15 protein-coding genes, 2 tRNA genes and 3 rRNA genes are annotated in these 21,703 nt (G+C 57.9%); 14 read left to right on the top strand and 6 right to left on the bottom strand.

Annotated features, from left to right (window positions below):
- The first annotated feature begins 135 nt into the window (after positions 1–135).
- The 11 genes from pssA (at position 136) to AB4O16_RS11940 (ending at position 12,086) form a co-directional block, all read left to right on the top strand.
- The gene (gene pssA, locus AB4O16_RS11990; RefSeq protein ID WP_150716670.1) at positions 136–990 is read left to right on the top strand and encodes a CDP-diacylglycerol--serine O-phosphatidyltransferase; all 855 of its coding nucleotides are present in this window, start codon (positions 136–138) and stop codon (positions 988–990) included.
- A gap of 58 nt (positions 991–1,048) precedes the next feature.
- Positions 1,049–2,062, top strand: coding sequence for a protein-methionine-sulfoxide reductase catalytic subunit MsrP (msrP, locus tag AB4O16_RS11985; RefSeq protein ID WP_160385617.1), 1,014 nt, complete (start codon positions 1,049–1,051; stop codon positions 2,060–2,062).
- Positions 2,062–2,682 (top strand): protein-methionine-sulfoxide reductase heme-binding subunit MsrQ, encoded by a 621-nt coding sequence (gene msrQ, locus AB4O16_RS11980; protein ID WP_460157790.1) that lies wholly within the window; start codon positions 2,062–2,064, stop codon positions 2,680–2,682. The genes msrP and msrQ overlap by 1 nt, the downstream gene beginning before the upstream one ends.
- Positions 2,683–3,167: 485 nt before the next feature.
- Positions 3,168–4,704: ribosomal RNA gene (locus AB4O16_RS11975) — 16S ribosomal RNA — on the top strand.
- A gap of 81 nt (positions 4,705–4,785) precedes the next feature.
- Positions 4,786–4,862: transfer RNA gene (locus AB4O16_RS11970), tRNA-Ile, on the top strand.
- Positions 4,863–4,892: 30 nt separating this feature from the next.
- Positions 4,893–4,968: transfer RNA gene (locus AB4O16_RS11965), tRNA-Ala, on the top strand.
- Between the two features lie 245 nt (positions 4,969–5,213).
- A 23S ribosomal RNA gene (locus AB4O16_RS11960) occupies positions 5,214–8,107 on the top strand.
- Positions 8,108–8,258: 151 nt separating this feature from the next.
- A 5S ribosomal RNA gene (rrf, locus tag AB4O16_RS11955) occupies positions 8,259–8,374 on the top strand.
- Together the 16S, 23S and 5S rRNA genes with 2 tRNA genes alongside form the textbook arrangement of a ribosomal RNA operon.
- Positions 8,375–8,520: 146 nt before the next feature.
- Positions 8,521–9,180 (top strand): paraquat-inducible protein A, encoded by a 660-nt coding sequence (locus AB4O16_RS11950; RefSeq protein WP_150715582.1) that lies wholly within the window; start codon positions 8,521–8,523, stop codon positions 9,178–9,180.
- Positions 9,167–9,790, top strand: coding sequence for a paraquat-inducible protein A (locus tag AB4O16_RS11945; protein ID WP_160390449.1), 624 nt, complete (start codon positions 9,167–9,169; stop codon positions 9,788–9,790). The genes AB4O16_RS11950 and AB4O16_RS11945 overlap by 14 nt, the downstream gene beginning before the upstream one ends.
- On the top strand, positions 9,783–12,086 hold the full coding sequence (locus tag AB4O16_RS11940) for a PqiB family protein (RefSeq protein WP_460157789.1): 2,304 nt from the start codon (positions 9,783–9,785) through the stop codon (positions 12,084–12,086). Before AB4O16_RS11945 ends, AB4O16_RS11940 begins: the two co-directional genes overlap by 8 nt.
- Positions 12,087–12,260: 174 nt before the next feature.
- Here AB4O16_RS11940 and mksF read toward each other — a convergent pair whose 3' ends face one another.
- From mksF to mksB, 3 genes are read right to left on the bottom strand one after another with little or no spacing between them, the layout of a single operon-like run.
- The gene (gene mksF / locus AB4O16_RS11935; protein WP_460157788.1) at positions 12,261–15,101 is read right to left on the bottom strand and encodes an Mks condensin complex protein MksF; all 2,841 of its coding nucleotides are present in this window, start codon (positions 15,099–15,101) and stop codon (positions 12,261–12,263) included.
- Positions 15,098–15,799: an Mks condensin complex protein MksE gene (mksE, locus tag AB4O16_RS11930; RefSeq protein ID WP_007981789.1), complete on the bottom strand. Its 702-nt coding sequence runs from the start codon at positions 15,797–15,799 to the stop codon at positions 15,098–15,100. The genes mksF and mksE overlap by 4 nt, the downstream gene beginning before the upstream one ends.
- Entirely contained in the window at positions 15,789–17,063 is a 1,275-nt protein-coding gene (gene mksB / locus AB4O16_RS11925) for an Mks condensin complex protein MksB (RefSeq protein WP_460157787.1), read from the bottom strand. Before mksB ends, mksE begins: the two co-directional genes overlap by 11 nt.
- Positions 17,064–17,295: 232 nt before the next feature.
- Here mksB and AB4O16_RS11920 point away from each other — a divergent pair, with 232 nt between their 5' ends.
- Together AB4O16_RS11920 and rimI are read left to right on the top strand one after the other, a co-directional pair.
- On the top strand, positions 17,296–18,042 hold the full coding sequence (locus AB4O16_RS11920) for an energy transducer TonB (protein ID WP_460158055.1): 747 nt from the start codon (positions 17,296–17,298) through the stop codon (positions 18,040–18,042).
- Entirely contained in the window at positions 18,035–18,487 is a 453-nt protein-coding gene (gene rimI, locus AB4O16_RS11915) for a ribosomal protein S18-alanine N-acetyltransferase (protein ID WP_007978046.1), read from the top strand. The genes AB4O16_RS11920 and rimI overlap by 8 nt, the downstream gene beginning before the upstream one ends.
- Positions 18,488–18,593: 106 nt before the next feature.
- Here the strand turns inward: rimI and AB4O16_RS11910 are convergent, their stop codons facing one another.
- Positions 18,594–18,998 (bottom strand): serine kinase/phosphatase, encoded by a 405-nt coding sequence (locus AB4O16_RS11910; RefSeq protein WP_160390445.1) that lies wholly within the window; start codon positions 18,996–18,998, stop codon positions 18,594–18,596.
- Positions 18,999–19,166: 168 nt separating this feature from the next.
- On the opposite strand from AB4O16_RS11910, the gene can reads away from it, so the two are divergent.
- Positions 19,167–19,811: a carbonate dehydratase gene (can, locus tag AB4O16_RS11905; protein WP_103396157.1), complete on the top strand. Its 645-nt coding sequence runs from the start codon at positions 19,167–19,169 to the stop codon at positions 19,809–19,811.
- Between the two features lie 6 nt (positions 19,812–19,817).
- Here can and AB4O16_RS11900 read toward each other — a convergent pair whose 3' ends face one another.
- Both AB4O16_RS11900 and AB4O16_RS11895 read right to left on the bottom strand, forming a co-directional pair.
- Positions 19,818–20,342 carry an SET domain-containing protein gene (locus AB4O16_RS11900; RefSeq protein ID WP_460157786.1) on the bottom strand — a complete coding sequence of 175 codons (525 nt, stop codon included), beginning with the start codon at positions 20,340–20,342 and terminating at the stop codon, positions 19,818–19,820.
- A 145-nt stretch (positions 20,343–20,487) separates the two neighbouring features.
- The gene (locus tag AB4O16_RS11895; RefSeq protein ID WP_460157785.1) at positions 20,488–21,660 is read right to left on the bottom strand and encodes a hypothetical protein; all 1,173 of its coding nucleotides are present in this window, start codon (positions 21,658–21,660) and stop codon (positions 20,488–20,490) included.
- Between the last annotated feature and the right edge of the window lie 43 nt (positions 21,661–21,703).

Below are 21,703 nucleotides of genomic sequence, written 5' to 3'. Positions count from 1 at the left end.
TTGTACGAAAAACGCGGCTTAGGCCGCGTTTTTTCGTTTGGGAGGCCGGTTCTGGTATAAAGCTGCATCGTTTGTGGTCGAACCGTCGTCCCAGACACCTGTCCAAACTTTCCACCCCGTTGCAAGGTAATGTCCATGAGCGAACGCCCCGAAGAGCCAAACCAGGCTTCTGACGCCGAAAGCCTGCTGCCCATCGATGAACATGTCGAGGAGGGCCATGACGCTGAAGGTCGTAAAGTCCGGCATCGTGGTATCTATCTTCTGCCGAATCTGTTTACCACTGCGAACCTGTTCGCAGGGTTCTACTCCATCATCAACTCGATGAGCGCCCAGGCAGCCTTGAGTGCTGGCGACTCCGCCAACGCAAGCAAGTACTTTGCGTTTGCCGCCATCGCCATTTTCGTTGCGATGGTTCTCGACGGCCTTGATGGCCGCGTGGCTCGCATGACCAATACCCAGAGTGCGTTCGGTGCCGAGTATGACTCGTTGTCGGACATGGTTGCCTTCGGTGTCGCGCCGGCGTTGCTGGCCTTCGGTTGGGCGCTGGGTGACATGGGCAAGGTGGGCTGGATGGTCGCCTTCATCTATGTCGCGGGTGCGGCGCTGCGTCTCGCGCGCTTCAACACTCAGGTCGGTACGGCGGACAAGCGCTACTTTATCGGACTGGCCAGCCCGGCGGCGGCGGGCGTGGTTGCGGGCATCGTCTGGGCGTTCAGCGATTACGGTATCCAGGGCTCGAAGATGTCCTTCCTGGTAGCGCTGATGGTGGCTGCGGCCGGCATGCTGATGGTCAGCAACATCAAGTACAACAGCTTCAAGGAGCTGGACCTGAAGGGGCGAGTGCCTTTCGTGGCGATTCTCGCTGTGGTGCTGGTGTTCGCAGTGGTGTTCAGTGATCCGCCGCGCATCCTGTTGCTGGTTTTTCTCGCCTATGCAGCCTCTGGTCCGGTTCAATACCTGTTACGTCTTCGTCGTAACAAGAAGGCCTGACTTCCCTCATACTCCGCAGTCTATGGGTGCAACAGTCTTCCAGAGCTGCGGAGTAACCATGCTGATCAAAGTCTCCAAAGCGTCCGACTGCCACGAGTCGGACGTCACGCCTGAATCCCTCTATCTGTCTCGACGCAAAGTGCTCGGCGCCACGGTTGCCGGCTTCGCTCTGGGCAGCCTGCCGCAATGGGCCAGTGCTGGCGATGCTGCGCGTTACCCGGATGTTGAACCCGGCAAGGCGCCTTCCTGGTTCAGCGAAAAACTCCCGGCAACCCGGTGGGGTGCGGTCAACGTCAAGGACGAGGCGATAACGCCGTTCAAGGATGCGACCCATTACAACAACTTCTATGAGTTCGGCACCGACAAGGGGGATCCGGCTGCCAATGCCGGTGCGCTGAAGACCGAGCCATGGACACTAGTCGTGGACGGAGAAGTGGGTAAACCGGGGCGATATGCGCTGGAAGACTTCATGAAGCCTTATCAGCTGGAGGAGCGCATCTATCGCCTTCGATGTGTGGAGGCCTGGTCGATGGTCATTCCATGGATAGGTTTTCCCCTTTCAGCGCTGCTCAAGCAGGTCGAGCCGGCTTCCAGCGCGAAATTCATTCGCTTCGAAACCCTGCAGGACCCGCAAAGCATGCCGGGACAGCGCTCCGGTTTCGCCTTGATCGACTGGCCTTATATAGAAGGGTTGCGTCTGGACGAGGCAATGAACCCTCTGGCGATTTTGGCGGTGGGCATGTATGGGCGAGAGTTGCCGAATCAGAACGGTGCACCCTTGCGCCTGGTGGTGCCCTGGAAGTACGGCTTTAAAAGCATCAAGTCGATTGTGCGGATCAGTTTGGTGAGTGAGCAGCCAAAAACCACCTGGCAGAGTATTGCTGCGGACGAGTACGGCTTCTATGCCAATGTGAATCCGACTGTCGACCACCCACGCTGGACTCAGGCCCGGGAACGGCGCTTGCCGAGTGGCCTGTTCAAGCCGAATGTGCGTGACACGCAAATGTTCAATGGCTACGCGGATGAAGTCGCTTCTCTATATACAGGGCTCGATCTGCGGAAGAACTACTGATGCGATTTCCGCTTTGGCGTGTGGCCGTGTTTGTTGCAGCGATGGTGTGGCCACTGCTCTGGTTGTACCAGGCCTGGGCAGAAGTGCTCGGGCCTGATCCGGGCAAGGTGTTGGTTGATCGATTGGGGTTGGGCACACTTGTTCTGCTGCTCATTACATTAAGCATTACGCCGCTGCAGAGGCTGACGGGTTGGGCGGGGTGGATAGCGGTCCGGCGGCAACTGGGGTTGTGGTGTTTCGCTTATGTAGTTCTGCACCTGAGCGCCTATCTGGCATTCATTCTTGGATTTGATTGGTCGCAGCTTGGGGTGGAGCTGCGCAAGCGTCCGTACATCATTGTCGGGGCGTTGGGTTTTTTGTGTTTGCTGGCGTTGGCGTGCACTTCCAATCGATACAGTCAGCGACGTTTGGGGGCTCGCTGGAAGAAGCTCCATCGTCTGGCTTATTTGATTCTCGTGCTTGGATTGCTGCATATGCTGTGGATCGTTCGCGCCGATCTGAAGGAGTGGGCGATCTATGCATCTATAGGTGCGCTGCTTTTAGTGCTGCGGCTACCGCCCCTGGCCCGTCGAATACCGCGGTTAATGGCTAAAAAGGCCTCTACTGCCAAAAAGGCGTAATTAGTGGTTGACGGCAGATCTCAGGTGTCTATAATTCGCCCCACTTCCGGCGCAGTCGAAACGGAAAACTCCTTGGTAAACAAAGAGTTACGCAGTTTTCGACAGCAGGTGCTTCAGTTCATCGAAGCCAAAAGGAAGTTGAAAAAGAGGTGTTGACAGCAGCGTGTAACGCTGTAGAATTCGCCTCCCGCTGACGAGAGATCTGAAGCGCAAGTGGTTGAAGTTGTTAAGGATTCCTTGAAAACTTCTGAAAAAAATCACTTGACAGCAAATGAGGCTGCTGTAGAATGCGCGCCTCGGTTGAGACGAAAGATCTTAACCAACCGCTCTTTAACAACTGAATCAAGCAATTCGTGTGGGTGCTTGTGGAGTCAGACTGCTAGTCAACAGATTATCAGCATCACAAGTTACTCCGCGAGAAATCAAAGATGTAACCAACGATTGCTGAGCCAAGTTTAGGGTTTTCTCAAAACCCAAAGATGTTTGAACTGAAGAGTTTGATCATGGCTCAGATTGAACGCTGGCGGCAGGCCTAACACATGCAAGTCGAGCGGATGACAGGAGCTTGCTCCTGAATTCAGCGGCGGACGGGTGAGTAATGCCTAGGAATCTGCCTGGTAGTGGGGGACAACGTTTCGAAAGGAACGCTAATACCGCATACGTCCTACGGGAGAAAGCAGGGGACCTTCGGGCCTTGCGCTATCAGATGAGCCTAGGTCGGATTAGCTAGTTGGTGAGGTAATGGCTCACCAAGGCGACGATCCGTAACTGGTCTGAGAGGATGATCAGTCACACTGGAACTGAGACACGGTCCAGACTCCTACGGGAGGCAGCAGTGGGGAATATTGGACAATGGGCGAAAGCCTGATCCAGCCATGCCGCGTGTGTGAAGAAGGTCTTCGGATTGTAAAGCACTTTAAGTTGGGAGGAAGGGCAGTAACTTAATACGTTGCTGTCTTGACGTTACCGACAGAATAAGCACCGGCTAACTCTGTGCCAGCAGCCGCGGTAATACAGAGGGTGCAAGCGTTAATCGGAATTACTGGGCGTAAAGCGCGCGTAGGTGGTTTGTTAAGTTGGATGTGAAAGCCCCGGGCTCAACCTGGGAACTGCATTCAAAACTGACAAGCTAGAGTATGGTAGAGGGTGGTGGAATTTCCTGTGTAGCGGTGAAATGCGTAGATATAGGAAGGAACACCAGTGGCGAAGGCGACCACCTGGACTGATACTGACACTGAGGTGCGAAAGCGTGGGGAGCAAACAGGATTAGATACCCTGGTAGTCCACGCCGTAAACGATGTCAACTAGCCGTTGGGAGCCTTGAGCTCTTAGTGGCGCAGCTAACGCATTAAGTTGACCGCCTGGGGAGTACGGCCGCAAGGTTAAAACTCAAATGAATTGACGGGGGCCCGCACAAGCGGTGGAGCATGTGGTTTAATTCGAAGCAACGCGAAGAACCTTACCAGGCCTTGACATCCAATGAACTTTCCAGAGATGGATTGGTGCCTTCGGGAACATTGAGACAGGTGCTGCATGGCTGTCGTCAGCTCGTGTCGTGAGATGTTGGGTTAAGTCCCGTAACGAGCGCAACCCTTGTCCTTAGTTACCAGCACGTTATGGTGGGCACTCTAAGGAGACTGCCGGTGACAAACCGGAGGAAGGTGGGGATGACGTCAAGTCATCATGGCCCTTACGGCCTGGGCTACACACGTGCTACAATGGTCGGTACAGAGGGTTGCCAAGCCGCGAGGTGGAGCTAATCCCAGAAAACCGATCGTAGTCCGGATCGCAGTCTGCAACTCGACTGCGTGAAGTCGGAATCGCTAGTAATCGCGAATCAGAATGTCGCGGTGAATACGTTCCCGGGCCTTGTACACACCGCCCGTCACACCATGGGAGTGGGTTGCACCAGAAGTAGCTAGTCTAACCTTCGGGAGGACGGTTACCACGGTGTGATTCATGACTGGGGTGAAGTCGTAACAAGGTAGCCGTAGGGGAACCTGCGGCTGGATCACCTCCTTAATCGACGACTCAGCTGCTCCATAAGCTCCCACACGAATTGCTTGATTCATTGAAGAAGACGATAAGAAGCAGCCCGAAATTGGGTCTGTAGCTCAGTTGGTTAGAGCGCACCCCTGATAAGGGTGAGGTCGGCAGTTCGAATCTGCCCAGACCCACCAATTTTGTGTGGGAAACGCCTGTAGAAATACGGGGCCATAGCTCAGCTGGGAGAGCGCCTGCCTTGCACGCAGGAGGTCAACGGTTCGATCCCGTTTGGCTCCACCACTACTGCTTCTGACGTATAAAGCTTAGAAATGAGCATTCCATCGAATCGATGGTGAATGTTGATTTCTAGTCTTTGACTAGTTCGTTCTTTAAAAATTTGGGTATGTGATAGAAAGATAGACTGAACGTTACTTTCACTGGTAACGGATCAGGCTAAGGTAAAATTTGTGAGTGACTCTTAAGAGTTTTGCGAATTTTCGGCGAATGTCGTCTTCATAGTATAACCAGATTGCTTGGGGTTATATGGTCAAGTGAAGAAGCGCATACGGTGGATGCCTTGGCAGTCAGAGGCGATGAAAGACGTGGTAGCCTGCGAAAAGCTTCGGGGAGTCGGCAAACAGACTTTGATCCGGAGATGTCTGAATGGGGGAACCCAGCCATCATAAGATGGTTATCTTGTACTGAATACATAGGTGCAAGAGGCGAACCAGGGGAACTGAAACATCTAAGTACCCTGAGGAAAAGAAATCAACCGAGATTCCCTTAGTAGTGGCGAGCGAACGGGGACTAGCCCTTAAGTGGCTTTGAGATTAGCGGAACGCTCTGGAAAGTGCGGCCATAGTGGGTGATAGCCCTGTACGCGAAAATCTCTTAGTCATGAAATCGAGTAGGACGGAGCACGAGAAACTTTGTCTGAATATGGGGGGACCATCCTCCAAGGCTAAATACTACTGACTGACCGATAGTGAACTAGTACCGTGAGGGAAAGGCGAAAAGAACCCCGGAGAGGGGAGTGAAATAGATCCTGAAACCGTATGCGTACAAGCAGTGGGAGCCCACTTTGTTGGGTGACTGCGTACCTTTTGTATAATGGGTCAGCGACTTATTTTCAGTGGCGAGCTTAACCGAATAGGGGAGGCGTAGCGAAAGCGAGTCTTAATAGGGCGTCTAGTCGCTGGGAATAGACCCGAAACCGGGCGATCTATCCATGGGCAGGTTGAAGGTTGGGTAACACTAACTGGAGGACCGAACCGACTACCGTTGAAAAGTTAGCGGATGACCTGTGGATCGGAGTGAAAGGCTAATCAAGCTCGGAGATAGCTGGTTCTCCTCGAAAGCTATTTAGGTAGCGCCTCATGTATCACTGTAGGGGGTAGAGCACTGTTTCGGCTAGGGGGTCATCCCGACTTACCAAACCGATGCAAACTCCGAATACCTACAAGTGCCGAGCATGGGAGACACACGGCGGGTGCTAACGTCCGTCGTGAAAAGGGAAACAACCCAGACCGTCAGCTAAGGTCCCAAAGTTATGGTTAAGTGGGAAACGATGTGGGAAGGCTTAGACAGCTAGGAGGTTGGCTTAGAAGCAGCCACCCTTTAAAGAAAGCGTAATAGCTCACTAGTCGAGTCGGCCTGCGCGGAAGATGTAACGGGGCTCAAACCATACACCGAAGCTACGGGTATCACCTTCGGGTGATGCGGTAGAGGAGCGTTCTGTAAGCCTGTGAAGGTGAGTTGAGAAGCTTGCTGGAGGTATCAGAAGTGCGAATGCTGACATGAGTAACGACAATGGGTGTGAAAAACACCCACGCCGAAAGACCAAGGTTTCCTGCGCAACGTTAATCGACGCAGGGTTAGTCGGTCCCTAAGGCGAGGCTGAAAAGCGTAGTCGATGGAAAACAGGTTAATATTCCTGTACTTCTGGTTATTGCGATGGAGGGACGGAGAAGGCTAGGCCAGCTTGGCGTTGGTTGTCCAAGTTTAAGGTGGTAGGCTGGAATCTTAGGTAAATCCGGGATTCTAAGGCCGAGAGCTGATGACGAGTGTTCTTTTAGAACACGAAGTGGTTGATGCCATGCTTCCAAGAAAAGCTTCTAAGCTTCAGGTAACCAGGAACCGTACCCCAAACCGACACAGGTGGTTGGGTAGAGAATACCAAGGCGCTTGAGAGAACTCGGGTGAAGGAACTAGGCAAAATGGCACCGTAACTTCGGGAGAAGGTGCGCCGGTGAGGGTGAAGGACTTGCTCCGTAAGCCCACGCCGGTCGAAGATACCAGGCCGCTGCGACTGTTTATTAAAAACACAGCACTCTGCAAACACGAAAGTGGACGTATAGGGTGTGACGCCTGCCCGGTGCCGGAAGGTTAATTGATGGGGTTAGCTAACGCGAAGCTCTTGATCGAAGCCCCGGTAAACGGCGGCCGTAACTATAACGGTCCTAAGGTAGCGAAATTCCTTGTCGGGTAAGTTCCGACCTGCACGAATGGCGTAACGATGGCGGCGCTGTCTCCACCCGAGACTCAGTGAAATTGAAATCGCTGTGAAGATGCAGTGTATCCGCGGCTAGACGGAAAGACCCCGTGAACCTTTACTATAGCTTTGCACTGGACTTTGAATTTGCTTGTGTAGGATAGGTGGGAGGCTTTGAAGCGTGGACGCCAGTTCGCGTGGAGCCAACCTTGAAATACCACCCTGGCAACTTTGAGGTTCTAACTCAGGTCCGTTATCCGGATCGAGGACAGTGTATGGTGGGTAGTTTGACTGGGGCGGTCTCCTCCTAAAGAGTAACGGAGGAGTACGAAGGTGCGCTCAGACCGGTCGGAAATCGGTCGTAGAGTATAAAGGCAAAAGCGCGCTTGACTGCGAGACAGACACGTCGAGCAGGTACGAAAGTAGGTCTTAGTGATCCGGTGGTTCTGTATGGAAGGGCCATCGCTCAACGGATAAAAGGTACTCCGGGGATAACAGGCTGATACCGCCCAAGAGTTCATATCGACGGCGGTGTTTGGCACCTCGATGTCGGCTCATCACATCCTGGGGCTGAAGCCGGTCCCAAGGGTATGGCTGTTCGCCATTTAAAGTGGTACGCGAGCTGGGTTTAGAACGTCGTGAGACAGTTCGGTCCCTATCTGCCGTGGACGTTTGAGATTTGAGAGGGGCTGCTCCTAGTACGAGAGGACCGGAGTGGACGAACCTCTGGTGTTCCGGTTGTCACGCCAGTGGCATTGCCGGGTAGCTATGTTCGGAATAGATAACCGCTGAAAGCATCTAAGCGGGAAACTAGCCTCAAGATGAGATCTCACTGGGACCTTGAGTCCCCTGAAGGGCCGTCGAAGACTACGACGTTGATAGGTTGGGTGTGTAAGCGCTGTGAGGCGTTGAGCTAACCAATACTAATTGCCCGTGAGGCTTGACCATATAACACCCAAGCAATTTGCGTCGAAAGGCCAGATTGCGGTGTGTGAAGACGAAAGAACCGAAAGTTCGTATCTCACAAAAACACCGAAAGCTGTCACATACCCAATTTGCTGAAGCGAGGCCATCTGGTCACGACTCAGTACCCGAATTTCTTGACGACCATAGAGCGTTGGAACCACCTGATCCCATCCCGAACTCAGCAGTGAAACGATGCATCGCCGATGGTAGTGTGGGGTTTCCCCATGTGAGAGTAGGTCATCGTCAAGATTAAATTCCGAAACCCCAATTGCGAAAGCAGTTGGGGTTTTGTTTTTGTGCGTGAAGAAAAGAGGGCTGGTTGTTGCACATTTCGCACAGTTATTTTCAGCCCATGGCACTAGAATAGGTCCAACTTTTTTAGAGTCAGAGCGCTTATGCCGGATTCGGTTGACGCCAAAGAGCTGTCAGAATTACCACTGGACAATCTGGTTGCCTGCCATGAGTGCGACTTGCTCATGCGCAAACCCGAACTCGCCCATGGCGAAAAAGCCTTGTGCCCGCGCTGTGGCTACGAGCTTTATGCCCATCGCTACAACGTCGTACAACGCAGCCTCGCGTTGGTCATCGCTGCCCTGTTGTTGTTTATCCCGGCGAACTTTTTACCCATCATGCAACTCAATCTGCTCGGGCAGTCTTCGCACGATACTGTCTGGAGTGGTGTTGTCGCCCTTTTTGACAGCGGCATGCAAAGCGTTTCAGTGGTCGTGTTCCTGTGCAGCATGGGAATTCCGCTGCTCAAGCTGCTGTGCCAATTAGCCGTATTGTTGAGCATCCGATTTAATGTCGGGCGCAGCTACGGCTTGTTGCTCTATCGCATTTATCACCACATACGAGAATGGGGGATGCTCGAGGTTTACTTCATGGGCGTACTCGTGGCGATCGTCAAGCTGGCAGATATGGCAGCAATCACCGTAGGCCTCGGCCTGGCGTGCTTCATTGGTTTGTTGCTTATTCAAGTCTGGCTGGAGGTCGTCATGTCGCCTCACCAGATCTGGCAAGCGTTATCAGGAGAGGATGCCCATGCGGGCGATTGATGCAGGCATTCTGATTTGCAAGGAGTGCCATGAATTGAACAGGCAGGAAGCCGATACCGATGAGCAAGTCTGTACGCGCTGCGGAGCGCTGGTGCATGCCCGCACCCCGAATAGCCTGGTGCGGACCTGGGCATTGCTGATTACCGCCGCCATTCTCTACATACCGGCCAATTTGTTGCCGATCATGACCGTGAACTCCCTGGGCAAGGGAGCGCCCAGTACGATCATGGCGGGTGTGATCGAGTTGGTGCACTACGGGATGTTCCCCATTGCGGCCGTGGTGTTTATCGCCAGTATCCTGGTGCCCACCTTCAAACTGGTGGGTATCGCGTTGCTGCTGTTTTCCGTGCAGCGCCGCCAACCACTTTCGGCGCGCCAGCGTATCTGGATGTACCGCTTCATCGAGTTCATCGGCCGTTGGTCGATGCTCGATATCTTTGTGATCGCCATCCTGGTGGCGGTCGTGAATTTTGGACGGCTTGCCAGCATTGAAGCCAATCTTGGCGCCATCGCGTTCGCCACGGTGGTGATACTGACGATGCTTGCCGCTGTAACTTTCGATCCCCGACTGATTTGGGATAACACGGAGTCGGACGACGACCATGACTGATTTGCCTGTAGCGAAAACCCGACCGGCCTCGAACTGGTCTGCCATCTGGGTGTTGCCCCTGATTGCCTTGATCATTGGCGGCTGGCTCGGCTGGCGTGCTTACAACGAGACCGGCATCGAGATTCAGGTGCGCTTTGAGAGTGGCGAAGGCATTCAGGCCAACAAGACGGAAGTCGTCTACAAGGGCATGCCGGTCGGCAAGGTCAAAAGCCTCAAACTCGATGATGAGGGCAGTTCCAAGGGGGTGATTGCCAGCATCGAGATGAACAAGGACGTAGAGCCATACCTGCGCACCAGCACACGTTTCTGGCTGGTCAAGCCGAGCGTGACGCTGGCTGGTATCACGGGCCTGGAGACGCTGGTTTCGGGCAACTACGTTGCGATCAGTCCTGGTGAGGGGGAACCGGTTCGCAAGTTCAAGGCCCTGGCTCAGGAGCCACCGCTATCCGATGCCCAGCCGGGTCTGCACCTGACCATCAAGGCTGATCGCCTGGGCTCGCTGAACCGTGGCAGCCCGGTGTTCTACAAACAGATCAAGGTGGGCCAGATCAAGAGCTACGTGCTGTCCGAAGACCAGAGCACCGTTGAACTCAAGGTGTTCATCGAGCCGACCTACGCCAAACTGGTGCGCAAACACACACGTTTCTGGAACGCCAGCGGCATCAGCATCGACGCCAATCTGTCAGGCGTGAAAGTGCGCAGCGAGTCGTTGGCCAGCATCGTTGCCGGTGGTATTGCGTTCGCTACGCCTGAGAACCGCAAGGACAGCCCGCCTACCGATCCGAGCCTGCCATTCAGGCTCTACGAAGACTTCGATGCAGCCGCGGCCGGCATCCGGGTCAAGGTCAAGCTCAGCGACTTCGAAGGCTTGCAGGCCGGTCGTACGCCGGTGATGTACAAAGGCATTCAGGTCGGCAATCTCAAGGCGCTGAAGGTCGATCCCGATCTGTCCGGGGCCACCGCCGAGTTGACGATGGACCCGTTGGCTGAAGATTACCTGGTGGACGGTACGCAATTCTGGGTAGTCAAACCGTCGATTTCCCTGGCGGGGATTACTGGCCTGGAAGCGCTGGTCAAAGGTAACTACATCGCGGTGCGTCCCGGCGACAAGGGGGCCGCACCGCAACGTGAATTCGTCGCGCGTCCCAAGGCGCCACCGCTGGATCTGCGGGCACCGGGCCTGCACCTGGTGTTGTTCACCGAAAACCTTGGCTCGCTGGAGGTCGGCAGCCCGGTTCTCTATAAGCAGGTCAAGGTCGGTTCGGTACAGAGCTATCAGTTCTCGCGCACCAAGAAGCAACTGATCATCGGCGTGCACATCGAGAAGGAATACGAGGATCTGGTCAACGCCTCGACACGCTTCTGGAATGCCAGCGGCATCACGCTCACGGGCGGATTGACCGGTGGGGTCCAAGTCAAGAGTGAATCGCTGCAAAGCCTGATGGCCGGGGGTATCGCCTTTGAAACCCCGGAAGCCAAGGCGCCGCTACAGAAGCGCATTCCGCGTTTCCGCTTGTTCGCCAACCATGACGACGCCACGCAAAAGGGCGAGTTGATCACCATCAAGGTTGATCGCGCCGATGGTTTGCGTACGGGCACGCCGATTCGCTTCAAGGGCCTGGATGTCGGCAAGATCGAGGACGTCGACCTGAGTGAGGACCTGCAATCGGTGCTGCTGACCGCGCGGATTTCGGAAGTGCCGGAGCGCATCGCCCGGATCGGCAGTCAGTTCTGGGTGGTCAAGCCTGAACTGGGGCTGATCAAGACCTCGAACCTGGAAACCCTGGTGACCGGGCAATACATCGAAGTAATGCCCGCTGCGAAAAGTCAGGGACCACAGAAAAGCTTCGTGGCCCTGGCCAGCCCACCTGAAGCTGTAAAGCGTGAAGACGGTTTGAGTCTGGTGTTGAGCGCTGCTCGTCGTGGCTCGCTGAAGGCCGGTGTGCCGGTGACGTATCGCGAAATCACCGTGGGCAAGGTGACCGGATATGAACTGGGCCAGACCGCTGATCGTGTGCTGATCCACATCCTGATCGAGCCGAAGTACGCCCCGCTGGTACGCAGCGGCACGCGGTTCTGGAACACCAGTGGGTTCGACTTCGATGTCGGCCTGTTCAGAGGTGCGACGGTGCGTACCGAGTCCCTGGAGACGATGATTCAGGGCGGTGTCGCCTTTGCCACACCGGACGGTGAGCGCATGGGCAGCCCGGCGCGACCGGAGCAGACGTTCGCGCTGTTCGACAAGTTCGAAGACGAATGGCTGACCTGGGCGCCGAAGATTTCGCTGGGTAAATAGTCTGAGGGTTATGTGGCGTCAGTGATGACGCCATCGCTGGCAAGCCAGCTCCCACAGGGGACTGGGTTGTTCCTGAAGAGGCCCTGAAGTTCACTGCAAAGCTAAATGACACACCTATGAAAAAGGCCGCGATCCATTGGACCGCGGCCTTTTTCATTGCCTTCGATTCAAGCGTCAGACCGCATCCAGCTCCGGTTCATCCGCTTGTTCGTTGACTGTCGCCTTCACCTGATCGTGACGACGGATGTACTTCCAGTCCGCCTCGTCGATGTAGATGCCGGCAGGGCCGCTGCCGCCTTCCAGGTCGATGGCGACACTGGCGCAGACCTGCGGCTTCACGCTCGCCAGGATCGGCACGAAGCCCAGTTGCAGGCTGGTTTCCAGCAATGCGGCCTGGTTCTTCTCGTCGATGTCCGCCGCCTCGTCCAGGTAGTACGGCAGACGCACGCGACCGGCCTGGTCACGGTCCATCAAGTGCAGCAACAAGTACATGTTGGTCAGCGCCTTGATGGTCATGGTGGTGCCGTTGGACGCCGCGCCGTCGATGTCGGTGTGGATCACCGGTTGGCCGTTGACCTTGGTGATCTCGAACGCCAGTTCGAACAAGTCCTTGAGGCCGAGCTGGTTGTGGTTGGCCGCCACCAGCCGCGCCAGGTATTCCTTGGCTTCTTCGTTCTTGTTGTCCTGCTCGGCGCTTTGGCTGAGGTCGAACACCGACAGGGTTTCGCCTTCTTCGTACTGACCGGCGCTGTGGATGATCTGGTCGATGTGCTTGAGCGCTTCCTTGTTCGGCGCGAGCACGATGCGGAAGCTTTGCAGGTTGGACACCTGGCGTTTGTTGATCTCGCGGTTGAACAGTGCCAGTTGGTGTTCGAGGCTGTCGTAGTCGCTGCGGATGTTGCGCAGGGTCCGGGCGATGTCCGTCACGGCGGCACGGCGAGCCTTGCCCAAGGTCAGGGCTTCGTCGGTGCGGTGCGCATAAGCGTTGATCAGCAGTTGCAGGCGACGCTCCATATCGTCTTCGCTGTCGAACTTGGCCACGCCCTTGAGGCGCACCTGGGCGTACAGCGCTTCGATCTGGCCGTCGGCGCGCAACAGGCCCTGCCAGCTGTCCTGATAGTCATTGAGCAGCGGCAGCAGGTTGTCCATCGAATCGTCGATCGGGTCCATGAACGGTGTGCCGAACGGCAGGTCCGCCGGCAACAGCTGACGGCGGCGCAGGGCGTCGTCGAGGGTGCGTTGCTTGGCTTCCATGTCGCCGATCTGACGGCCGACCAGTTGCAGCTTGGCCGACAGTTGCTGGACGCGCTCGGTAAAGGCGTCGCTGGAACGCTTCAATTCGTCCTGTGCAGCCTCCATCTGCGCCAGTTGCTCGAGCTTGTCGCCTTCCTCGGCGCTCAGGGTTTGCGCGCGACGGAAGTCTTCCAGGGCTTTTTGTGCGTCCAGCACTTGCTGGTACAGCGCTTCGGTCTGGGTCTTGCTCGCGGCGCGGTCGGCGGCCACGGCCTGCTGGGTCTTCAGTTGCTTGAGTTCTTTGTCCAGGCGTTCCTTCTGGTCGCGCAGGGCTGCGCGGTCAGCCAGGGCCTGCAATGCCGGCGGCTCGATGTGGGAGATGTCGATGGACAGGCCCGGTACTTCGAAACGCTCGCCTTTGAAGCCGTCGAGGATCAGCTCCACGGATTTTACCCACTCGCCGTCGTCGTCGAGGGTGATGCCGTGTTCACCCAGCGGCAGGCTGAACAGTGCGCTGTTGAACAGGCGCATCAGGCGTTCGACGTCTTGCTGCGAAAACTCTTCGCGCAGGCGGGCATAGCTGTTGTTGTCGGCGTGATCGAGTTGCTGCTTGACCGACTTCAGGCGTTTTTCCAGATCCCGCAGACGCTCCTCGAGGTCTTCGGCGCTGAACTGTCGGGACTGCGCCAGCGCGCCGGCCAGTTCGTCGTGAGCGTCCTTGGCGGCCAGCAGTTGCTGCTCCAGCACCTTGACGTCATCGACCAGGGCAAAGCGATGCTTGAGCACCGCCAGTTCGCCGAGCCAGCGCTGGATGCCAGTGATTTCCCGCTCCAGGCGCATCAGTTCCTGAGTGCCGCCGCGCTGGTCATTTTGCAGGGCGTCCTGCTCGTTGCGGTAGTGCTCGGACTGAATGGTCAGCTCTTCCTTGCGCGCACTGGCGTAGTCCGACCAAGTGCCGAGCAAGGAGTCGAGCAGGGGAGAGATCCGGTGCAGCTTGCCGCGCAGGATGTCGCGTTGCTTCACACCGTTGGCCAGGGCTTCGACCAGCGGGCCGGCGGCGACCAGCGAGTTGTAGTCCTGCTCCATGCGGCGCACATCGCGGAAGGCTTCTTCGCACGCGGCAATGTAATCGACGCTGCCGGAACGCAGGCTGTGTTCGAAGGCATCGAGGAACAGTTGCTTGAGCTTGGCCGCGGTGATTTCGCGCATGTGCAGCAGGTTGATGAACAACGCGCGGAAGGTCTTCAGGCTCTGCTCGCTGGTGGAGCGCAGCGGGATCAGCGTCAGGTCCAGCGGGATCGAGGTGTGGCCACCGACCAGCAAACGGCGCAGTTCATCCGGCTTGAGCTCGTAGGCTTTGAGGCCTTCGCGTTCGAGGTTGGTGAACAGTTCTTTCTGGCGCAGGCAGGTGTCGTTCTTCTGGTAGTGGGCCAGGTCCAGTTTGCCCGCGTAGGCAAAGAACTGGTGACCGAAACCACCCCCCGGGCCGCGACCGACTACACCAATCACGTGCGGGCCGTGGGGCAGGTTCACCTCGACCAGGATGTAGCTGGTGTCCGAGGCGAAGTAGAAGCGCCGGGACTGCTCCAGGCTGTACTTGCCGAAGCTCATGTCCGACATGCGCGCCAGGATCGGGAACTGCAAGGCGTTGATCGAGGCGGATTTACCGAGGTTGTTCGCGCCGTACACCGACAGCGGTTCTTCCAGCGGGAACAGGCCGAGGCTGTAGCCGGCGGTGTTCAAAAGGGCAAAGCGGCGGATGCCGTAACGTTCCTTGCTCATGCGTCGAGCTCCTGTTCTTCGGCAATGGCGCGGGCCAGGGCGTCTTCTTCGCTTTCATCGGCAAACTCCGCCAGGTCGAGCGGGTCGTCGGTCTGCAGCAGTTTTTCGTCGCTGTCTTCGTCGATCAGCACCGGCACTGGCAGCGGCAATACGCTGTGCAGGCTGGCGGCCAGGTCGCGGTCCTGCTGAACCGACAGGCAGACGTCGAGGAAGCGGTGCATCGGCGGCAGGAAACGGTAGATGCCGTTTTCTTCGCTGGCGAAACCGAGTTGGGTCATGCGGCGCATGATCTTTTCTTCGAGCTCGTCCTGGGTCTGCACTTCGGCCTGGATGAACAGGTCACGGTATTTCTCCAGCAGCGACGGCAACTCATCACGCCCGAGACTGCCGCCGTCGAGCACGGCGATCGGGTCGCGGCCCTGGTCGGCCAGGTGTTCGACGAGGATGAAGGTGAACAGCGCCAGACGCTGGGCGGTCTTGTTCACCGCCGCGGCCGCGAGGTCCGGCACGAAGTAGTAGAAGCCGCGGGTGTCGCAGACCAGTTCAAAGCCCAGGGCCTTGAACAGCGTGCGGTACTGGTCCTGGAAGTTCGACAGTTGCGCGTACAGCTCCGGATCGCGGCGGCTGACGTGGTAACCCTTGAACAGCTCGCGAAAGATCGGCGCCAGCTGAGACAGTTCGGAAAGATCAAGATGCATAGGGAGTGCTCGCAGAATCCTCGGAGGCGTCGCTGACCGAGAGCAGGGCGAAGGAGCGCAGGCTGACCTGGTGCTCGTGAGTATGGTATTCGCGGCGTTCCAGACGCTCGCGCTTGAAGCGTTTTTCCCGCGACAGGCGCGAGAACCAGTACAGCAATTCGTCGGTGGCGCCGTCCGGCTCCTGCTCCAGCAGCCAGGTCATCAGGTCCGGCATCGGCAGGGCGTCTTCGCAGCGTTCGAGCATTTCCCGAACCGTGCGTGGCGCCCGTGGCGCTTCGCCTTTTTGGGTCTTGTGCGCCTTGGGGAAGCGCGCCGGTTTCGGTTCGAAGCGTGCCAGGGCATAAACATAGGCTTCGACCTGACTGGCGCTGCCGAGGAAGGTGCTTTGCGGGCGAGTGAACATCGGCATCGCCGCTTGTGGCACGGCGTCGATGCCCTTGCGACGGATCATCGACAGGGCCAGCGCCGCGCCACGGGTCACGGCGTTGTGCCGGCGCGCTTCTTCACGCAGCGGCAGCAGCAGTTCGCGGGCATGACGCAGGGTCAGTTGGGCGCTGGTCTGCATTTCGAGGATGCGTGCGTGGGTGCGCAGCAGCATGTCGTCGTCGACCAGATGGCCGAGGCGCTGCTGCTCGCTGAGCATCTTCAGCAGGACCGTTTCGACCTTGCGCACGCCTTGTTCGAAGGCGCCGTCGGCGTTCACCAGATCAATCATCGGCTCGACGTATTCGTCCCAGGTCGCCAGCACTTCAGCATAACGCTGGCGCAACGGAATCTGCCGGTCGCTGGTTTTCGCCCGTTCGGCGACGGCCACCAGTGCCTGTTCGTCGTTATCGAGTTTTTTCAGCACGTCACGCACGCGCATGTCGAGCAGACGCAGCTGGCGGGCGAGGTCATTGCCGTCGCGGATGTCGAACGCGTCCTGGATATAACCGGCCAGACGCTCCAGGTGGCGCAGGTAGGCTTCGATCTCCAGGCACAGGCCCAGACGGTGTTCACGGCGCAGATAGGCGAGGAAGTCGTGAATCTGCGCATTGAGCTCGAAACGGTTCGGGCTTTTGGCCACGGGAACCAGGATATCGAGGCGAATCCACACATCCAGCAGGCTGGTGATGTCCTGCGGCGTACTGTCGAGTTGCTGGGCGGCCAGTTGCGTGCGCAGTTCGTTGAGGCTCAGTGTGCCTTGGTCGAAGTGCTCGCACAGTGGCTCCAGAAGTGCCCAGTGTTCAGCGAGGGCGCGCAAGACGCGCTTGGGTTCGATCATCGGAATGGCCGGCTGGTTGGCGATTAAAAGCCGCGATTGTACTGCATCGGGCGCGATGCGATTCAATCCCGGGACGGGCTGTCGCATTCTTTCGATAAAGAGCATCGGTCGAGGCTATCGATCAACAGCAAGCGATCTTGAGCGAACGGCGGTAGAATCAGCGCACTTTTAGTTATCCACAAGTGGCCGACCTTTGCTTATCGAGTCCCGTCGTCGCGCTTATCTGGCCGCCATGCAGGTGGTCAACTGGCTGCCGCGCACCGAATTGCCCTTTGCCGCGCCGTCGCGGCCCGAACTGCTGGAGATCCCCGAGCCGGTTGTAGTCGCGCCTGTCGTACCGGCTGTCGTGGCTGAAGCATCCGTGGCACCGGTGGTCAAACCGGCCGAGCGGGTGAAGATCGAAGTGCCGCGGCCATCGTTGGCAAGCACGCGCACCGGTGCCAAGCCGGTGGAAGAGGCCGAAGAGGCGCCGGTCGTGGTCAAGGCGCCTGTCGTGCCGCCACCGCGTTTCGCCCTGCAGCTGCTGCGGGCCGGGCGCTGCCTGCTGCTGGTGGAGTTACCCACAGGCGAACCCTTCCAGACCCGTGACCCTGCTTACCTGTTGCTCAAGGACATGTTGCGCGCCGCCGGTCTGTCCGACAGCCCGCAGATCGTCGGTGAGCCGGTACGCTGGCCGCTTCTGGTGCGTGGCACGATGGATCAGGGCCCGGAAGCGGCCCGTGACTTTGTGCAAGGTTTTCTCTCGGTGCGCATGGAAGAAACGCCATGCGCCTGCCTGTGGCTGATCGGCCTGCCCGCCGTGCGGTTTGCCGGCGAAGCGGATGCCGAGGCGTTCAATCGTGAGTTGCAGATCGAAGGACTGGGCTCGGCCTGGGCGGTGCCGGGCCTGGAATTATTAATGGATGAGCCACAGCGTAAGGCTGATGTCTGGCAAGCCATGCGTCGGCTGATGGCGCGCTGGAAAGAATCGAATGAGTGACGCTGTATCGTTTCGCCCGATGACCGAGGCGGACCTGGAAACCGTGCTGAAAATCGAATACGCGGCCTACAGCCATCCCTGGACCCGCGGGATTTTCCTCGACGGCCTGGGCAAGTATCAGATCTGGCTGATGTTCGAAGGTCAGCAGCAGGTGGGCCACGGCGTGGTGCAGATCATCCTCGACGAGGCGCACCTGCTGAACATTACGGTCAAGCCTGAAAACCAGGGCCGTGGCCTGGGGCTGACCCTGCTCGAGCATTTGATGTCGATTGCCTACAAGGCCGACGCCCGGGAGTGTTTCCTGGAAGTGCGCGACAGCAATACCGCGGCGTTCAAGCTGTATGAGCGATATGGTTTCAACGAGATCGGCCGGCGTCGGGATTACTACCCGGCGGTGGGTGGGCGCGAAGATGCGGTGGTCATGGCCTGCACTTTGGTGGATTGAGCTTGAAGCTCTTCGCTAGCAGGCTAGCTCCTACAGAGATTTGTGTCGTAGATAAAACCTGTGGGAGCGAGCTTGCTCGCGATGAGGGCCTGACAGACACCGAAGATCAGCGCTTGCCGTCCATCGGATCGCGCCGCGCCAGTTCCGCTTCATCCAGGCCATTACCGCCGCCAATATCGTCCTCATCGACGATGCTCAGGTCCCAATCCGCGCGACTGTTATTACCCGCTTCCCGGGCATCCCGGGCACCATCTTCACGGATCAGGGTTTCCGGGCTCATGTCGTCGTCGGTAGGTTGATGGTCGCCGGTCGAGGCGCCGGTCAGGCCCGCTTTACGTACGCGCTGGCCTGGCATCAACTGCTCGCGCTCGCCGTCCGGCAGTTCGTCACCGATCCTGGCGCTGGGTTCTTCGGTTTCGAAATCCAGCTCGCGCACCGAACCCATGCGGTCTTCGTTGTCATCGATGGGTTCCGGTTGCACCGCATCGTACGGACGTCGTGAATCATTCATGGTAATTCCTCATACTGTAGGCCTTACTACGGTTGACCCACGTGGCTACCGAGAATTCAACCGGCATGGAGCCCCGTGTTCCGGATCAGGAAAGCATCTGCATTTCGCGCGTGACCCCGACGGACGGTTGTCAGTCAAAGCTGCGCATCATTCTTGAGGCTTCATTGCATGAACGAATTACAAGATCTGATTGATAACAACGAGCGTTGGGCCGCTGCGATCAAGGAGGAAGATCCTGACTTCTTCGCCAAGCTGGCTCGCCAACAGACCCCGGAGTTCCTGTGGATCGGCTGTTCCGATGCCCGGGTGCCGGCCAACGAGATCGTCGGCATGTTGCCGGGTGATCTGTTCGTACACCGTAATGTGGCCAACGTCGTGTTGCACACCGACCTCAACTGCCTGTCGGTGATCCAGTACGCGGTCGATGTACTCAAGGTCAAACATATCCTCGTCACCGGCCACTATGGCTGCGGCGGCGTGCGCGCCTCGATGCAGGATCGCCAGTTCGGCCTGATCGACGGCTGGCTGCGCTCGATTCGCGACCTGTACTACGAAAAGCGCGAAGAGCTTGCCAAGTTGCCGACCGAAGAAGAGCGGGTCGACCGTCTCTGCGAGCTCAACGTGATCCAGCAGGTGGCTAACGTCGGGCATACCAGCATTGTGCAAAACGCCTGGCACCGCGGGCAGAGCCTGTCGATCCATGGCTGCATCTACGGTATCAAGGACGGCCGCTGGAAGAGCCTGAACGCCACCATCAGTGGTTTCGAGCAACTGCCGCCGCAGTACCGCCTGCGTCCGTTCGAACCCCTGTAAATCCCTTCAGTACCGACTTTGCCGACGCCACTGTTGCAAAAACAGCTGGCCGTCGGCGTTCGGCGCTTCATCGTAACCGGTGATCCAGCCCCGGCAGTTGTACGAGCCGCAGCGGCAGGCGAACTGGCGCTGCAGTTGGTCTTCCGTGGCGGCGTAATCCATCGATAGCCAGTCACCCTTGTGAATGTCTTTCAGCGCCCATAACCACAGCTCACTCAAGTCGAGAAACACGTTCGGGTCGCACGAGTGGCGCAGCAGCCCGCAGAAGTGTGGGTCATGGACATGAACATCCCGGGCCAGTTGCCGGGTATGTCGGCCGCGACCGGGCAGCAACCGCCCCGATACCCGGCAGATCCGGCTTATGCGGGGAAACTCGCGCAGCGCCGCCGCAGCCATGGGTGCGCCTTGGTCGTTCGAGAGAATCTCGAAATCGTCCAGGGATGGATATCCGAGGTGAAGGGGGAGCTCCACAAAAGGGTAAATACCCTGCGGCGCTGGTGCGAGAGACTTGCGCAGTGCATCGGCTTTCATAACGGTCCCTGTCGGCTGGGGGCTGCGACTTCCATCGGCTGACGATCCTGTCAGTGCTGCAGCACATGGGTTACGGCCCAAGCCTCTCGCAGATATCGTGGGCGGTCTACTGTCATAACTGACAGATGGACTGCCAATGGCCGGTTTACAGCGGTGGAGCCGGCAGGGCAGTGGCGGGCGCAGGCGCCTTGAGCTGTTTGAGCTGCAACTGGATCGCCGCCGTCGAGCATTTGCCCGCCGCCTGTCCCGGCGTCAGGTTGCGAATCGAGATGTAGAACAGCGCGCAGGTTTTTTCCTTGTCGGCCACTTGCCAGGTTTGCGTGCAGGTTTTCAGCTCGACATCGGCATTGCTGTCCGGTTGGCGGCCCATGACGGCCTGCCAGCACGCGGCACTCAGATCCTGACCCATGACTTTCAGCCCCGCCGCATCGGCCTTGGCCTTGGCATCAGTGCCGGAATAGCTCGCCGGGTCGGCGGCGTACCAGATATAGCTCGGGTGGTTGGAACCCAGCACCCGCACTTTCACCCCGTCACTCGGGCTGATCGTCGCCAGGCCCAGCACGTTCACGCTCGCCCCGTATTGTTGCTTGAGCCAGTTACGTACCGGAGTGCCGAAGGCCACCATCGGCAAGGTCTCACCGTTGGCGTGCAGGCTGACGTTTTTGACCATGGTGGTCTGGTAATCGTTGAAGTAGCTGTAGACGCCCTCCAGGTCCTTGCCGGCGTTGGACGGGGCGGCGATAGGGGCGATGTCGATGATGGTCTGGAAGGCCGGTGTCTGCTCGGCCGGGATGCCATTGGCGGTGAGCAGCGTGGCCCAACGATCGGTGGTGGCGGACTTCAGGTAATCCTGGGCCTGGGTCAACGAATAGTCGGGCGGGAAGTGCAGCAGCTCGACACTTTTGCGGTTCTCCAGGGCCATGCCCAATGGCAGGAACAGGTTCCAGCTGTACGCCCACTTGCCGTCGGCATTTAGTTTGCTGGCGCCGTCATAGGCCAGGTCGCCGGCGTCTAGCAGCGCTGCCAAAGGCTTTTCGTAGCTGTCGGGCACGCCGATGATTTGCGCGTGGAGCTGACCATTGTCGGTTTTGACCAGAACCTTCGCATCCCCGTAGCCATCGCGCTGCACGCTCTGGGTCAGGTAATGCTCGACGGTTTGCTCGAGCGTCCAGTTGCGAAAGCAGATCACGCTGCAATTGTTGGGGTAGGCGAAGAGACGGGTAACGCGTTCGGTAGTGCCCAGCTTCAAATTGACATCGGCGTGGGCGATGGTGCTCAGGGTGAGGGCTGCGAGGGTGAGTGCCGCGAGTTTGACCATGCTCGGATCCTTTTCAGCGTATTAGACCAGCAGAACCGACGGG

This window comes from Pseudomonas sp. S2_H10, from assembly GCF_054668285.1.
The sequence above is the reverse complement of the archived record's forward strand: the minus strand, read 5'-3'. Positions and strand labels throughout refer to the sequence as shown.